12 protein-coding genes are annotated in these 15,155 nt (G+C 73.7%); 6 read left to right on the forward strand and 6 right to left on the reverse strand.

Going from position 1 to position 15,155, the window contains the following annotated elements; translation table 11 throughout:
* Window positions 1-142 precede the first annotated feature (142 nt).
* Window positions 143-1,030 carry a mycothiol conjugate amidase Mca gene (mca, locus tag IEZ06_RS05625; RefSeq protein WP_189235559.1) on the forward strand — a complete coding sequence of 296 codons (888 nt, stop codon included), beginning with the start codon at window positions 143-145 and terminating at the stop codon, window positions 1,028-1,030.
* Window positions 1,031-1,064: 34 nt separating this feature from the next.
* Window positions 1,065-1,262 carry a hypothetical protein gene (locus tag IEZ06_RS05630; protein WP_189235560.1) on the forward strand — a complete coding sequence of 66 codons (198 nt, stop codon included), beginning with the start codon at window positions 1,065-1,067 and terminating at the stop codon, window positions 1,260-1,262.
* A gap of 133 nt (window positions 1,263-1,395) precedes the next feature.
* Here IEZ06_RS05630 and IEZ06_RS05635 read toward each other — a convergent pair whose 3' ends face one another.
* Entirely contained in the window at window positions 1,396-2,556 is a 1,161-nt protein-coding gene (locus IEZ06_RS05635) for a hypothetical protein (protein ID WP_189235561.1), read from the reverse strand.
* A 203-nt stretch (window positions 2,557-2,759) separates the two neighbouring features.
* Here IEZ06_RS05635 and IEZ06_RS05640 point away from each other — a divergent pair, with 203 nt between their 5' ends.
* Window positions 2,760-4,736 (forward strand): thioredoxin domain-containing protein, encoded by a 1,977-nt coding sequence (locus tag IEZ06_RS05640; protein WP_189235562.1) that lies wholly within the window; start codon window positions 2,760-2,762, stop codon window positions 4,734-4,736.
* 71 nt (window positions 4,737-4,807) lie between these two features.
* On the opposite strand, the gene IEZ06_RS05645 is transcribed toward IEZ06_RS05640, so the two are convergent.
* A complete protein-coding gene (locus IEZ06_RS05645; protein WP_189235563.1) occupies window positions 4,808-6,988 on the reverse strand; it encodes a transglycosylase domain-containing protein in 2,181 nt (726 codons plus the stop codon).
* A gap of 104 nt (window positions 6,989-7,092) precedes the next feature.
* Window positions 7,093-7,572 carry an Lrp/AsnC family transcriptional regulator gene (locus IEZ06_RS05650; protein WP_189235646.1) on the reverse strand — a complete coding sequence of 160 codons (480 nt, stop codon included), beginning with the start codon at window positions 7,570-7,572 and terminating at the stop codon, window positions 7,093-7,095.
* A gap of 102 nt (window positions 7,573-7,674) precedes the next feature.
* Here IEZ06_RS05650 and hppD point away from each other — a divergent pair, with 102 nt between their 5' ends.
* Window positions 7,675-8,784, forward strand: coding sequence for a 4-hydroxyphenylpyruvate dioxygenase (gene hppD, locus IEZ06_RS05655; protein ID WP_189235564.1), 1,110 nt, complete (start codon window positions 7,675-7,677; stop codon window positions 8,782-8,784).
* A gap of 99 nt (window positions 8,785-8,883) precedes the next feature.
* Window positions 8,884-10,371, forward strand: a complete 1,488-nt coding sequence (locus tag IEZ06_RS05660; protein ID WP_189235565.1) for a M1 family metallopeptidase — start codon at window positions 8,884-8,886, stop codon at window positions 10,369-10,371.
* Between the two features lie 128 nt (window positions 10,372-10,499).
* On the opposite strand, the gene ilvA is transcribed toward IEZ06_RS05660, so the two are convergent.
* On the reverse strand, window positions 10,500-11,711 hold the full coding sequence (gene ilvA / locus IEZ06_RS05665) for a threonine ammonia-lyase (RefSeq protein WP_189235566.1): 1,212 nt from the start codon (window positions 11,709-11,711) through the stop codon (window positions 10,500-10,502).
* Window positions 11,712-11,922: 211 nt separating this feature from the next.
* Here ilvA and IEZ06_RS05670 point away from each other — a divergent pair, with 211 nt between their 5' ends.
* Window positions 11,923-12,804: a hypothetical protein gene (locus IEZ06_RS05670; protein WP_189235567.1), complete on the forward strand. Its 882-nt coding sequence runs from the start codon at window positions 11,923-11,925 to the stop codon at window positions 12,802-12,804.
* 150 nt (window positions 12,805-12,954) lie between these two features.
* Here the strand turns inward: IEZ06_RS05670 and IEZ06_RS05675 are convergent, their stop codons facing one another.
* Window positions 12,955-13,941 carry an ROK family protein gene (locus tag IEZ06_RS05675; protein WP_189235568.1) on the reverse strand — a complete coding sequence of 329 codons (987 nt, stop codon included), beginning with the start codon at window positions 13,939-13,941 and terminating at the stop codon, window positions 12,955-12,957.
* The gene (locus tag IEZ06_RS05680) at window positions 13,942-15,141 is read right to left on the reverse strand and encodes an FIST signal transduction protein (protein WP_229797808.1); all 1,200 of its coding nucleotides are present in this window, start codon (window positions 15,139-15,141) and stop codon (window positions 13,942-13,944) included.
* Window positions 15,142-15,155: the final 14 nt, after the last annotated feature.

Below are 15,155 nucleotides of genomic sequence, written 5' to 3' on the forward strand. Positions count from 1 at the left end.
TATCCGAGACAATTGTCCCTCGCGGGGGCCCCGCTCTCGCGACCGCCATAGAGAAACTAGCCTCTCCCTGGAGTGATCCAGGCCAAGCCGCGAGGCCGGCGGGGGTCCGAGCCGCACCACTGAAAGAGGAGACGTCGAGCCCGTGAGTGCACCGCTGAGACTGATGGCCGTTCACGCGCATCCCGACGATGAGTCGAGCAAGGGCGCCGCCACGATGGCGCGCTATGTCGCCGAAGGCGTGGACGTGCTCGTATGCACCCTCACCGGAGGGGAGCGGGGCTCGATCCTGAACCCCAAGATGGACCGCCCCGACATCCTGGAGAACATCGGCGAGGTCCGGCGCCTGGAGATGGAGCGGGCGCGCGAGATCCTCGGGGTGAAGCAGCGTTTCCTGGGTTTCGTGGACTCCGGCCTGCCCGAGGACGAGACCGAGCCGCTGCCGGAGGGATGCTTCGCGCTGCAGCCGCTGGAGGTCGCCGCGGCGCCGCTGGTCGCCGCGGTCCGGGAGTTCCGGCCGCACGTCATCCTGACCTACGACGACGACGGCGGCTACCCGCACCCGGACCACATCATGACCAACCGCGTCTCGGTGGAGGCCTTCGAGGCCGCCGGCGACCCTGACCGCTATCCCGAGGCGGGCGAGCCCTGGCAGCCGCTGAAGCTCTACTACCACATGGGCTTCACCAAGGACCGGTTCGAGGCGCTGCACGAGGCCATGACCGCGCGCGGCATCGGCTCGCCGTACGCCGACTGGATCGCCCGCTGGGAGGACCGCCCGCAGAAGTGGCCGGTCACCAGCCGCGTCCCCTGCGGCGACTACTTCGAGGTCCGCGACGAGGCCCTGCTCGCGCACGCCACGCAGGTCGACCCCGACGGGTTCTGGTTCGTCTGCCCGCGCGACCTGCAGCGCGAGATCTGGCCGACCGAGGACTACCACCTGGCCCGCTCCCTGGTGGACACCGAGCTGCCCGAGGACGACCTCTTCGCCGGCATCCACGCCGACGAGGTGAGCCACGCCTCCTGCCCCTGACACGACCGCGGACCCGCGGTGGCAGACTTGACACGTGATTGCATTCGACACCGTCCCCAAGGGTGACGTCAGCCCGGGTCTCCTGGGGTTCCTGGTCGTGGCGGCGATGGGCCTGGCGCTCTTCCTGCTCGTCAAGTCGATGAGGAAGCAGATCTCGAAGATCGAGCTCCCCTCCGAGACCGACCGGGAGGACGCGGACCAGAAGCCGGACGGCGCCGCCCACGCCAAGTAGTCCCGGGGCCCGCGCGGGCGGACCCCGGTCCGGCCGCGGCACGGCGGCCGGGCCCTCCGCGGGCGGCGGCCCGCACCGGCGGACACCGGGCGGCCGGGCGCGTCCGTCACCACCCGGTCCGGGCCGACGGACGTCAGTCGCCGAGCGCGTCCGTCGACGACCAGGCCCGCTCCAGCGCCCGGGGCAGGCCCCAGTGACCCAGCGGGGTGAGGATCCCGCTGCGGTCGACGACGCCCAGCGACTCCCACAGGGGCGTGACCGCGCCGAACAGCGCCTCGGTCGCCTCCAGGTCCTCCGGTTCGTCCATGTCGACGTCGATGTCGTCGGACTCGGCGATGAGCCGTGCGATCCGCTCGGGCGAGGCCAGCACTCCGGGTCCGCGCCTGGCCAGCGCGGCCACCGCGGCCAGCCAGTCGGCGTGGTGGATCGCGCACAGCGAGGCCAGCGCCGAGTCCTCGGCGCTGAGCTCGCTCTCCACGTCGGCGAACTCCTCCACCGTGTCGTCGTCCTCCGGCAGGTCGGAGACCGGTCCGGCGATGCCGGCCGCGACGGCCAGCCAGAGGTCCTCGTCGTCGGCGGGCAGCGGCCCGTCGCCGTATCCCGCGCACGCCCGCAGCACGTTCCCGGGATAGCCGGGGTCGGCCAGCACCTCGCGCAGCCTGGCGCAGGCGGCCCGCAGCTCGGCCTCGGGCCGTACCGGATCGGGCAGTTCGGTGAGAATGCGCCGCAGCTCGTCGAGGGCGAAGGCCTCCTCCTCGTCCCAGGCGGCGAACAGTTCCTCGTCCTGCTCGTCGCTCACCACGAGCCCGGGGACCCGGCCGTCGGGCAGCGGGCCGGACAGCCACTCCTCCTGCAGGTCCTCGTACGCCTTGCGGGCCGCCTCGTCGCCCCGGGCGAGCGCGTCCGGGTCGATCTCACCCGCCGCGACCAGCTCCTCCAGATGGGCGACCAGCCGGCCGAACATCTCCGCGGCCACCGGCCCCCGCTCGTCCTCCTCCGGCCAGACGAAGAAACTCCGGGTCAGCAGCAGCGGCTCGGTCCCGGTGGCCTCCAGCCAGCGCTGCACGTCGCCGATCGTCGCGCTCCCCGACTCGATCGCCCCCAGCGTCGTCCTGGCCGACTCCCAGAAGGCCGCCGAGAGCGGGTTGCCCACCGCCAGCATGGCCCGCCGCAGATCGGCGAGGGCCACCAGCGCCACCCCCGAGGGCACGGAGAGGAGCGCGCGGGCCACGTCGCGCCGGGTCAGCCCGGCCGCCGGGCGCCCGGCGTGCACACAGATGAAGTCGAGGTCCACGCCCGCTGAGCCTACGCTCCTCCCGCGCCCGGCGGGAGGACGGCCGCCGGGCCGCCGTCCCGCTCCGCACCGGGCGGCGGCCCGCACCCGCGCTCGCGGGCCGGACGTGATCTCCCCGTCGCCGCCGGTCTAGGGTGGGCGGACGGGGTAGGACCCCGTACGCGGGCGGTCAGGCCCGTACCTCGCCCGCGGGAGGTCGCACCATGAACCGGTTGAAGGACGCCACCAGTCCCTACCTGCTCCAGCACGCCGACAACCCGGTCCACTGGTTCGAGTGGGGACCGGAGGCCTTCGAGGAGGCGCGGCGGCGGGACGTGCCGCTGCTGGTCAGCGTGGGCTATTCCGCCTGCCACTGGTGTCACGTCATGGCGCACGAGTCGTTCGAGGACGACGGCACCGCGGCGCTGATGAACGAGCACTTCGTCAACGTCAAGGTGGACCGCGAGGAGCGGCCCGACGTGGACGCGGTCTACATGGCGGCCACGCAGGCGATGACCGGCCACGGCGGCTGGCCGATGACGGTCTTCGCCACGCCGGAGGGCCACCCCTTCTACACCGGCACCTACTTCCCCCGGCCGCAGTTCCAGCGCCTGCTCGTCGGGGTCTCGAACGCCTGGCACAACGACCGCGAGGCCGTCCTCACCCAGGGTTCGAAGATCGTCGAGGCGCTGAACGAGCGCACCGCGTTCCCGACCGGCCCGGCCCCCACGGCCGAGACGCTGGACCAGGCGGTGCGCAGCCTGGCCGAGTCCTTCGACCCGGTCCGCGGCGGTTTCGGCGGGGCGCCCAAGTTCCCGCCGTCGATGGTGCTGGAGTTCCTGCTCCGGCACGGCGGGCCGGACGCGCTCCGCATGGCCGACCGCACGCTGGAGGCCATGGCCCGGGGCGGCATCTACGACCAGCTCGCCGGCGGGTTCGCCCGCTACAGCGTGGACTCCGGGTGGGTCGTGCCGCACTTCGAGAAGATGCTCTACGACAACGCGCTGCTGCTGCGGGTCTACGCGCACTGGTGGCGCTCCACCGGCTCGGTGCTGGGCAGGCGCGTGGCCCTGGAGACCGCCGACTGGCTGCTGTCGGAGATGCGCACCCCGGAGGGCGGCTTCGCCTCGGCCCTGGACGCCGACAGCGAGGGCGTGGAGGGCAAGTTCTACGCCTGGACGCCCGAGGAGCTGCGCGAGGTCCTGGGGCCCGACGACGGCGATTGGGCCGTCGGGCTGTTCGAGGTGACCGGGACCTTCGAGCACGGCACCTCGGTGCTCCAGCTCCTCGACGACCCCGACGACCCCACGCGGTTCGAGCGCGTGCGCGCCACCCTGCTGCAGGCCCGCTCCCGGCGGGTACGGCCCGGCCGGGACGACAAGGTGGTCGCCGCCTGGAACGGCCTGGCCGTCGCCGCGCTCGCCGAGACCGGGGCCCTGTTCGACCGGCCCGACCTGGTGGCGGCGGCCCGGGAGGCGGCCGTGCTCCTGGACGGGCTGCACCTGGACGGCGACCGGCTGCTGCGCACCTCGCGCGACGGCCGGGCGGGCGGGAACGCGGGTGTCCTGGAGGACTACGCGGATCTGGCGGAGGGGCTGCTCGCGCTCTACGCGGTGACCGGGGAGGTCCGCTGGTTCCAGCGTGCGGGGACGCTGCTGGACACGGTGCTCGACCGCTTCTCCGACGGCTCCGGCGGGTTCTTCGACACCGCCGACGACGCCGAGCGGCTGTTCCAGCGGCCCCAGGACCCCACCGACAACGCCGCCCCCTCGGGCCAGTTCGCCGCGGCCGGCGCCCTGCTCTCCTACGCGGCACTGACCGGTTCCGCCCGCCACCGGGAGGCCGCGGAGGCGGCCCTCGGCACGGTGAGCGTGCTGGCCCCCCAGCACGCCAGGTTCGCCGGATGGGGTCTGGCCGTGGCGCAGGCGGCCGTCACCGGTCCCGTCGAGGTGGCCGTGGTGGGCCCCGCCGGCGATCCGGCCACCGCCGCGCTGCACCGGGCCGCGCTGCTGTCCGCCGTCCCCGGCCTGGTCGTCGCGGTGGGCGAGCCCGGCTCGTCCGGGGTGCCCCTGCTGGAGAACCGGGGGCTGGTCGACGGCTCCCCCGCGGCGTACGTGTGCCGGGGCTTCACCTGCCGGATGCCGGTCACCACTCCGGCCGCGCTCAGGGCGGAGCTGGGCGGCGCCGTACGGACCTCCTGAGGGGGCGGTCGGGCCTTCGCGTCCGGCTTCCCTGAGGGGCGGCGTCCGGCCTTCCTCGGGGGCGCGTCCGGTCAGCCCACCGGGACCGCGGCCTGGCCGGTGGACTCGACTCCGCCTTCGCCCCCGCCTCCGGTGCCGTCCCCGGGGCCGGGCTCCGGCTCGTCCGGGGCCGGGACCGTCGGCTCGTCCGGCGGCGGGGGAGCGGTGGGCTGCCCGGGGTCGTCCGGAACGGCCGGCTGGTCCGGCGTGGGGACGGTCGGCTCGTCCGGCGCCGGGGAGGTCGGCTCCTCCGGGACGGGGTCGCCCCGGAGGCCGGGGTCGCCGGTCCCGGTCTCCGGGTCGCCCCGGTAGCCGAGGTCGTCGTCGGTGTAGTAGGGGGCGGAGTGGCCGTAGGAGGACGGTTCGGGAAACTCCTCGACGGGCTTGCCGGCCATCGCCTCGGCCATGAAGGCGCGCCAGATCTGGGCGGGGTAGTGCCCTCCGGACTGGGTCATGCCGCCCACAACCACCGGCTTGTTGTCGTCGCGGAACATGTCCACCGCGACGGAGAGCTGCGGGGTGAACCCGGCGAACCAGGCGGACGCCGACTTGTCCGTGGTGCCGGTCTTGCCGGCCGCCGGGCGGTCGTAGAGGCGGGCCGCCGTACCGGTGCCGCCCGTGACCACCTGGGTCAGCGCGTGGGTGACGTCGGCGGCGGTCCGCTCGGAGAAGACCCGCTCGCCCTTCTCGGTGATCTTCAGCTTGCCCTCGGCGCCGGTGATCGAGCGGATCACGTGGGGCCGGCGGTGCACGCCGTCGGCGGCGAAGGTGGCGAAGCCGGAGGCGTTCTGCACGGCGCTCACCGAGGCCACGCCCAGCGGCAGCGTGGGCGCGTCCCGGTGGGGGGTGAGCTGGTCGACGGGGATGCCCGCGGCCTCGGCGGCCTCGGCCACCTCGTCGAGGCCGACCTTCTGGCCGAGGTCGACGAAGGCGGTGTTCACCGAGTGGCGCATGGCCCGCACCAGGTCGACCCGGCCGTAGGAGGCGCCGCCGGAGTTGGGGATGGGCTCGGAGGCGGAGGCGACCCGCATCGGCGAGTTCCCCTCGACCCGGGTGCCGAGGTCGAGGCCGTTCTCCAGGGCGGCGGCCAGCACGTAGGCCTTGAAGGTGGATCCGGCCTGCACCTCGGCGGAGAAGGCGTTGTCGAACTTGTTGGCGTCGTAGTTCCGGCCGCCGTAGAAGGCGACGACCTCGCCGGTCGTGGGGACGACGGCGGCCAGGCCGGTGCGGACCCGCTTCGGGGTGTCCTCCGGCAGGACCGAGGTGACGGCCTGCTCGGCGGCCTCCATCAGCTTCTTGTCGAACGTCGAGACGATCTTCAGGCCGCCCTGGTTGACGTCCTCGTCGGTGTAGCCCCGGCGGCGCAGCTCGGCCATGATCTGGTCGAGCATGTAGCCCTCCTGGCCTTCGGGCTCGAAGACGTCCCGGGGCTTCTTCAGTTTGGGGAACTCGGTCTTCGCGGCCTCGGCCGGGGTGATCGCGCCGGTCTTGACCATGCCGTCGACCACCCAGCGCCAGCGGGACCTGGCCGCCTCCAGGTCGTCGCCCCGGGGGTCGGCGAACCTGGTCGGCTGCTGGATCACCGCGGCGAGGTAGGCGCCCTCGGAGAGGGTGAGGTCGGAGACGTCCTTGCGGAAGTAGGCGTCGGCCGCGGCCTGCACGCCGTGCGCGCCCCGGCCGAAGTAGATCGTGTTGAGGTACTGCTCCAGCACCCAGTCCTTGGACTTCGAGCGGTCCACCTTGAGGGAGATCATGATCTCTTTGAGCTTGCGGACCGCGGAGCGCTCCTGGCTGAGGCCGCTGTAGTAGTTGCGGACCATCTGCTGGGTGATCGTCGAGCCGCCCTGGAGCTGCCTCCCGCTGACCGTCGACCACACGGCGCGGGCGGTGCCCCGCAGGGAGACGCCCTGGTCCTCGTAGAACGAGCGGTTCTCGGCGGCGATGACGGCGTTCCTGAGGCTGCGCGGGACCCTGTCCAGCTCGACGGTCCGGCGGTTGACGCCCTGCTTGGCGAGCACGGTCTTGCCGTCGCGGTAGTAGATCACCGAGCCCTGCGCGGTGGCCGCGGCCTGCGTGCTCTCCGGGATGGGGGTCATCGCCCACGCCACGGCGAACAGGCCGGCCGCCGCCACGACGCCGGCGCCGAAGACGACCAGCGCGACCCGCAGGAACCTCCTCCTGCGCGGCCGTGCCTTCCCTTCGCCCTTCAACAAGCGTGCCCCCGATCCGGCCCCGCGACCGACCCCCCGTCAGCCGCGCGAACCGTTAAGGGTAAACGGTGGATAACGGTGCCTGATTCCCTCTTGGGATGGTACGGCTAGCTCTCTGCCCGGTGTGGGACGTCCGACACCAAAGGCATCACCCGATAGGGCACAGGAGTGTCCAAGGCGATCACCGAGGAGGTCCTGACCACGCCCTGGACGTCGACGATCCGGTCGATGACCCGCTGCAGGTCGGCGTTGCTGCGCGCCACCACCCGGCAGTGCATGTCGTCGCCCCCGGTGATCGTGTGCACCTCCAGCACCTGCGGGATGGCCGCGAGCTGCACCGCGACCGGGTCGTGCCCGCTGACCTGGCGGATCTGCAGCGTGACGAACGCGGTCACGTCGTAGCCGAGCGCGGCGGGAGCGACGTCGGGGCCGAACCCGGTGATCACGCCCCGGGCGATCAGGCGGTCGAGGCGGGCCTGGACGGTCCCCCGCGCCACCCCGAGCCGGCGCGAGCACTCCAGGACGCCGAGCCGGGGCTCGGCGGCCAGCAGGTTGATGAGCCGGGCGTCGAGCTCGTCGATCGTCATGATGTACAACCACTCCTCGCTGACCGGCCGGTAACTGTGCAGGTTGTCCATCAGAATAAGTAACTCTTGCGCAGGAAGACCACTGAAACCGACAGTATCCGCATGAGCGACATCTTTCCTGTGAACGGCATGGACGCCGTGGTCTTCGCGGTCGGCAACGCCAAGCAGGCCGCCCACTACTACTCCACCGCGTTCGGCATGCGGCTCGTGGCCTACCGCGGCCCGGAGAACGGCAGCCGCGACGAGGTGGCCTACGTCCTCACCTCCGGCAGCGCCCGCTTCGAGCTGCGGGGCTCCCTGCGGCCGGGCACCGACCTGGCCCGGCACGTGGCCGAGCACAGCGACGGTGTGATCGACCTGGCCATCGAGGTCCCCGACGTGGAGGCCGCCTACACCCACGCGCTCGCCCAGGGCGCGCGCGGGCTGGCCGAGCCGCACACGCTGGAGGACGAGCACGGCAAGGTGGTCATGGCCGCGATCGCCACCTACGGCGAGACCCGGCACACCCTGGTCGACCGCTCCAACTACAGCGGGCCGTACCTGCCCGGCTACGTCGCGGCCGAGCCGCTCGTCGCCCCGCCGGACGTCAGGAACGGCCGGCTGTTCCAGGCCGTCGACCACTGCGTCGGCAACGTGGAGCTCGGCCGGATGGACGAGTGGGTGGAGTTCTACAAGCGGGTCATGGGCTTCACCAACATGGCCGAGTTCATCGGCGACGACATCGCCACCGAGTACTCGGCGCTGATGTCCAAGGTCGTCGCGGACGGCACCCGCAAGGTGAAGTTCCCGCTCAACGAGCCGGCGGTCGCCAAGAAGAAGTCCCAGATCGACGAGTACCTCGAGTTCTACGGCGGCCCCGGCGTGCAGCACATCGCGCTGGCCACCAACGACATCCTGACCACGGTCGACCACATGCGCGCGGCCGGGGTGCAGTTCCTGGACACGCCCGACTCCTACTACGACGACCCGGAGCTGCGCGCCCGCATCGGCGAGGTCCGCGCGCCGATCGAGGAGCTGAAGAAGCGCCGGATCCTGGTCGACCGCGACGAGGACGGCTACCTGCTGCAGATCTTCACCAAGCCGGTGCAGGACCGCCCGACGGTGTTCTTCGAGCTCATCGAGCGGCACGGCTCCCTCGGCTTCGGCAAGGGCAACTTCAAGGCCCTGTTCGAGGCCATCGAGCGCGAGCAGGAGCTCCGCGGCAACCTCTGACGCCCGGCCTCCCCGGATGGCCTGACCTGGCCGGGGCCGCTCGCGTAGTCTGCGAACGCGCCCCGGCACGGCCCGGGCCGGAAGGGGGACATCCAGACCATGGCGTCGACGACGTCACGCCGGCAGGCCCTCGCGGCGGCCGCCGTCCTGCTCTGCACGGCCACCGGCACGGCCGCCTGCTCCTCTCCCGGCGGGGACGGTGATTCCTCCTCGCCCGCCGCCGGCAAGACCGTGCCGTCCGGCGCCACCGCCCCGCAGCCGGGCGGGACCGGCGCCCTCCCGTCCGGGGCGGGCGCACCCGGGATCGGCGACCCCGACTTCCCCTCCGACGGCAACGGCGGCTACGACGTCGCCCGCTACCGCCTCGTCCTCGGCTACGACCCCGCCACCCGGCACCTGTCCGGCACCGCCGTGATCCGGGCGAAGGCCACGCAGGGGCTGACCCGCTTCAACCTGGACCTGTCCGGCTTCACCGTCGGCCGGGTCACCGTGGACGGCCGGGCCGCCGCGTTCGAGCGGTCCGGGACCGAGCTCACCGTGATCCCCGGCCGCCCCCTGCCCGAGGGGTCCGACTTCACCGTCGAGGTCGCCTACGCCGGGGAGCCCAAGCCCGTCACCGGCTCGTCCAACCTCGGCACCTACGGCTTCATCCCCACCCGGGACGGGGCCTTCGTCACCTGCGAGCCCAACGGCGCCAAGACCTGGTTCCCCGGCAACGACCACCCGGCGGACAAGGCGCTCTACGAGTTCGAGATCACCGTCCCGGAGGGGATCACCGCGCTGGCCAACGGCGAGCTCACCGGGAAGCCGGTGACCCGCGGCGGGAAGACGACCTACTCCTGGCGGGAGGACCACCCGATGGTGACCTACCTGGCCACCATGACGCTGGGGAAGTTCACCCTGCGCGAGGGGAGGACCGCCTCGGGCATCAAGAACCTCGCCGCCGTGGACCCGCGCTTCCGCGGCTCGCTGGACAAGCTCTACACCCTGTCCGGGAAGATCACCGACTACTGGGCCACGGTCTTCGGCCCCTATCCGTTCTCCTCGACCGGCGGCGTGGTGGACGACTTCTCCGCCGGTTACGCCCTGGAGAACCAGACCAAGCCCATGTACGGCGGCTTCTCCCCGGGCGAGGGCATCATCGCCCACGAGCTGGCCCACCAGTGGTTCGGCAACAGCCTCAGCATCAAGCGGTGGAAGGACCTCTGGCTCAACGAGGGCTTCGCCACCTACGCCGAGTGGCTCTGGGAGGAGCACCAGGGCGACGCGACCGCCGAGCAGACCTTCCGCCTGCACTACTCGGCCCCCGCCGGGGACGCCGTCTGGAAGTACGCCCCGGGCCGCGCCAGGCCCGACGACCTGTTCAACGACTCGGTCTACACCCGGGGCGGCATGACGCTGCACGCCCTCCGGCGGAAGATCGGCGACCGGGACTTCTTCGAGCTGCTGAAGACCTGGAACCGCGAGCACCGGTACGGATACGTCACGACGGAGGAGTTCACGGCGCTGGCGGAGAAGATCTCCGGGAAGGATCTCGACGCGCTCTTCGACGCCTGGCTGTTCCAGGAGAGGAAGCCCGCCGCCTGAGGACCCGCCCGCGTGCGCGCCGTACGGCGCACGCCCAGGCCGCGCGCCGTACGCCCAGGCCGCGCGCGCCGTACGCCAGGCCGCACGTCGTACGGCGCGCCGGCCCCGGAGGCCCGGCGCGGGCGGGGTCAGGCGGAGACGATCCGGTAGCCCTGCTTCCTGAGGGAGCCCAGCACCTCCTCGGCGTGGTCGGGTCCCCTGGTCTCCAGCTGGAGCTGGACCTCGACCTCGCCCAGGTTGACGCCGACCCGCTCGTGCGCGATGTCCAGCACGTTGGCGCGCAGCGCCGCCACCTCGGCCATCAGCACCGCCAGCGTGCCCGGCCGGTCGGGCAGGGACAGGCGCAGCGTCAGATAGCGGCCCGCCGCGGCCAGGCCGTGCCGGAGCACCTTCACCAGCAGCAGCGGGTCGATGTTCCCGCCGGAGAGCACGACCGTCACGGGAGGCTCGAAGACCTCCGGATGCGCCATGACCGCCGCCACCCCGGCCGCCCCGGCGGGCTCGACCACCTGCTTGGCGCGCTCCAGGCAGAGCACCAGGGCCCGGGAGATCTCCTGCTCGGTGACCGTGACGACGCTGTCGACCAGGTAGTGGATCAGCTCGAAGGGCAGCTCCCCCGGCCGCCCCACCGCGATGCCGTCGGCCATCGTGGTGGCGGGCCGCACCGTGACGGGGCGCCCCGCCGCGAGCGAGGCCGGGTAGGCGGCGGCCCGCTCGGCCTGCACGCCGACGACCCGCACCCCCGGCCGGAGCGACTTGGCCGCCAGCGCGACCCCGGCGGCGAGCCCGCCGCCGCCGATGGAGACCGCGATCGTGCCGGTCTCCGGGAGCTGCTCCAGGATCTCCAGCCCGATGGTGCCCTGCCCGGCGACGACGTCGGGGTGGTCGAAGGGATGGATGAACACCGCGCCGGTCCGCTCGGCGTGCTCCCGCGCGCCGGCCAGCGCGGTGTCCACGCCGTGCCCGGCGAAGACCACCTCGGCGCCGTAGGAGCGGGTCGCGGCCACCTTGGGCAGCGGCGCCCCCTCCGGCATGTAGACCGTCGCCTCCGCCCCCAGGAGCCCCGCGCCGAGCGCCACCCCCTGGGCGTGGTTGCCCGCGCTGGCCGCCACCACGCCCCGCCGCAGCTCCCCCGGGCTCAGCCGGGCGATCCTGACGTAGGCGCCGCGCACCTTGAACGAGCCCGAGCGCTGGAGGTTCTCGCACTTGAGGTGGACGGGCCCGCCGAGCAGGTCGGACAGCACGCGCGAGTGCACCACCGGGGTCCGCAGCGCGACGTCGGCCAGGAGCTCCCGGGCGGCGAGCACGTCCTCGAAGGTCACCTGCGGCGCTGACGACATGGCGGCCATCCTCTCATCCCGCACCGGCGCGGCGGGGTGCGCAGGATCCCCGACGTGCCCCGCGCCGTCCGGGCGGTTGCCGCGCCGGGTCGCGGAAGGTTGCCGGTGAGGTGCAGGCCACAGGGAGAAGCACTCAGCTCGCACGCCCCGGACCCGATGGGCCGGTCACCCGGTCCGTCCTTCCGCCGGGATCCCGAAAGGAGTGGTCCCGATGAGCGACGCTTCGGGCGCGGTGCGGCCCGGGTGGGTCCTCCTCACCGTCACGCTGCTGCTCGGCACGGTCCTCGCCGTGCCCGCCTCGGCCTCGGCCCGGCTCAAGCCCGCGGCGGCGGGGACCCGGGCGATGTGGCTGTGGGACGCCGGCGAGGTGCGGCCGGCCGACGTGCTGGCCTGGGCGCGGGCCCGCGGCGTGAAGGAGGTCTTCGTCCACGCCGACGCGCGGCTGCCCTCCGACGCCGCCCGGCTGGCCCGGCTGCGCGAGCTGAAGCGCGGCGCGGACACCGCCCGGATCCGGCTGACCGCTCTCGGCGGGGATCCGCGGTGGGCCCTCGACCACGCGGCGGCGCGCGCCTGGCAGCGGGCCGTCCTCGGCACCGGGCTGTTCGCGGGCAGCCACGTCGACGTGGAGCCGTACGTCCTGCCGGGCTGGCGGACCGACCAGCCCGCGCTGGTGGCGGGCCTGCTGCGGATGCTGCAGCTGCTGCAGGCCGACGACCCGCGTCCGCTGGAGGCCGACGTCCCGTTCTGGTACGGCACGGTCCCCGCCGGCCCGCGCACCACGCTGGCCGACGCGGTGCTGGCGCGGGTGGACGCGGTCACCGTGATGAGCTACCGCGACACCGTCAGCGGGCCCAACTCGCTGACGGCCGTCGGCGCCGACATGCTCGCCCGCGCGGGCCGCGCCGGCCGGCCGGCGCGGCTGGCCGCCGAGACCGCCCCGCTGACCGACTGCCGCCACTGCACCTTCCACGAGGAGGGCGCCGCGCGCATGACCGCCGCCCTGGCCAAGGTCGACGCGGTCGCGCGGGCGTATCCGGCCTTCGCCGGCATCGCGGTCCACCACTACACCGCCTGGCGGGCGATGCGCCGCTGACCGGGGCGGCGGTTCCGCTCGTCCGCGTCGCCGCCGACCGGGGCGGCGGTTCCGCTCGTCCGCGTCATCGCCGACCGGGGTGCCGGCTCCGGTCGGCGGCGCATCGCCCTCGGTCGCGGGGCGGCCGGCGGCCACCGCTGATCGCCGGTCTCAGCGGCGGGGCGACCAGTAGCGGTCGGCGGCCAGGACGAGGGCGGCGGCGCCGACGAGTCCGGCGTCCTGGCCGAGGGAGGCCGGGACGACGCGCACGCGCCGGGCGAAGTCCAGCCGGACGTGCGCCCGGAGGGTCTCCTCCAGCGGGTCGAACAGCAGCCGCCCGGCCTGGGACAGGCCTCCGCCGATGGTGACGACGTCGAGGTCGCACAGATGGGTGGCGGAGGCCACGGCCAGGCCCACCGCCCGCCCGGCCCGCTCCATGGCGGCCAGGGCGACCGCGTCCCCCGCGGCGGCGTCGAGCGCGAGCCGCCGCCCGCTGGCCGCCGTGGCCTCCACGTAGGCCGGACCCGCCGTACCGGACTCCGAGGCGCCGGAGGCCCTGCCCGGGATCCAGCCCTGCTCCAGAGCCCAGGCCGCCAGGCCCGGGCCCCGGGCGACGGCCTCCAGGCAGCCGCGTCCGCCGCACTCGCAGGCCGGCCCGTCCGGGTCGACCACGACGTGCCCGATGTGCCCGGCGTTGCCGCTGCCGCCGTCGATCAGCCGGTCGCCGAGGATCAGCCCGCCGCCCACGCCCGTGGACACGACCATGCCGAGCATGTTGGCGCTGCCCCGGCCCGCCCCCCGCCAGTGCTCGGCGGCGGCCACGCAGACGGCGTCGTTGTGGATGCGGACCGGGACGCCGGGGAAGCGGGCGGCCAGCCGGCCGCGGAGCGGGAAGGCCCGCCAGCCGGGCATGTTGAGCGGTGAGACGGCCCCCTCGGGCCAGGTCATCGGGCCGCCGCAGCCGATGCCCACCCCGTCGACCGGGGTGTCGCCCGCGACGGCGGTGATCAGCGCGTCGAGCGCCTTCCACAGGGTCTCGGCGTCACCTCCCGGCGGGGTCGCGGCCCGCTCCGCCGCCCGGACGTCTCCCTCGGGGCCGACCAGCGCGGCGGCGAACTTCGTCCCGCCGATGTCGACGGCAAGCACTGATCGCGGCATTCAGCGATCATACGGCTGGCCGGCGGGCGAGCGGGAGGAGAAGACCAGGAGGCTCGCGGTGAAGCCGTGAACGTGGTTCTGGCCCCCGACCGGGCCGATCTCCCCCGCCGAGAAGAACCCGGCCACCCCGACGGGCCCCAGGATGTCGTTGATCGCCGTCATGTCGTGGTCGGCGCTGCCGAACATGGCCGAGCCCCGGCCGTTGCACGCGAACAGCAGCGCGCCCTCCACCCTGCCGAACTCCTCGCGGTGCGCGTCGAGCAGCTCGTAGAGGTCCTCGTCGGCGGTCGCCGCGTCACGCACCTGGAACCGGACGGTGCGGCCGATGTCCACGACGTCCCCGATGGCCACGGCCTCGCGGTCGGGATCGATGCCGAGCACGCCCCGGATCAGGAAGTCGCCGCGCTCGTGCCGCTCGGCGTACTCGTCGATGGCGATGCCGATCTGCAGCCCGGCGGCGACCAGGTCGCGGTCGTCCTCGTCCAGCGCGCTGACGATCTCCTCCAGCCGGGCCAGGGCGGGCTGCCCGGCGAGTTCGAGCAGGAGGTTGTCCTCCGTCCCGGTGACGGCCATGGACGGGCCGATCGGGCGGCAGCCCTGGCTGACCACGGTGCTGACGTTGACCGCGCCGCCGAGCAGCACCCCGACGGCTCCCTCGGTGTAGACCTTGCCGTCGGCGAACAGCCGCACCGCGCCCCTGCCCTGCAGCGAGTTGGCCAGGCCGCCGATCAGCGGGAGGCCGCCGAGGACCTCCCCCGAGCGCTCTACGAAACCGTCCGTCGGGAAGCTGTAGGGATCGGCGAACATGATCGCCACCCGGTCGTCCGGGGCGCGCTCCGGCAGGCCGACCACGACGAACTGCTCCTCCGTGCGGAGGCTGTCCAGCGCGAAGGTCGTCAGCCTGGCCCCGTCGAGGACGGCGGCCCAGGCGCTCACCGCCGGGGTGATCTCCACCCCCTGCCCGTCGCCGATCACCCCGGTGGAGCTGCAGCCGACCACCGAGGCGCCGGGGACCATGCTCATCGCGCGCAGCCCCGCGCGCGAGACGTCGTCGGGGTCGTCACCGCAGACGAAGAAACAGACCAGGTCCGGCGGCTTGTCCAGGCCGCGCAGAGCCTGGTTCACCGCGGATTCCGCCGCCGCGACCAGGTCGGAGCCCACGGCGAGACCATCGGCGAAGCGGCTCGTCAACAGCGCCACTCGTCTCGCCTCCC

It is taken from the genome of Planomonospora antibiotica (assembly GCF_014647955.1).
Classification (GTDB): Bacteria; Actinomycetota; Actinomycetes; order Streptosporangiales; family Streptosporangiaceae; genus Planomonospora; species Planomonospora parontospora.

Coding starts and splice junctions, on each gene's coding strand:
- IEZ06_RS05640 (WP_189235562.1), top strand. CDS start 2,760: ATGAACCGGTTGAAGGACGCCACCAGTCCCTACCTGCTCCAGCACGCC.
- IEZ06_RS05650 (WP_189235646.1), bottom strand. CDS start 7,572: ATGACGATCGACGAGCTCGACGCCCGGCTCATCAACCTGCTGGCCGCC.
- hppD (WP_189235564.1), top strand. CDS start 7,675: ATGAGCGACATCTTTCCTGTGAACGGCATGGACGCCGTGGTCTTCGCG.
- IEZ06_RS05660 (WP_189235565.1), top strand. CDS start 8,884: ATGGCGTCGACGACGTCACGCCGGCAGGCCCTCGCGGCGGCCGCCGTC.
- ilvA (WP_189235566.1), bottom strand. CDS start 11,711: ATGTCGTCAGCGCCGCAGGTGACCTTCGAGGACGTGCTCGCCGCCCGG.
- IEZ06_RS05670 (WP_189235567.1), top strand. CDS start 11,923: ATGAGCGACGCTTCGGGCGCGGTGCGGCCCGGGTGGGTCCTCCTCACC.
- IEZ06_RS05675 (WP_189235568.1), bottom strand. CDS start 13,941: ATGCCGCGATCAGTGCTTGCCGTCGACATCGGCGGGACGAAGTTCGCC.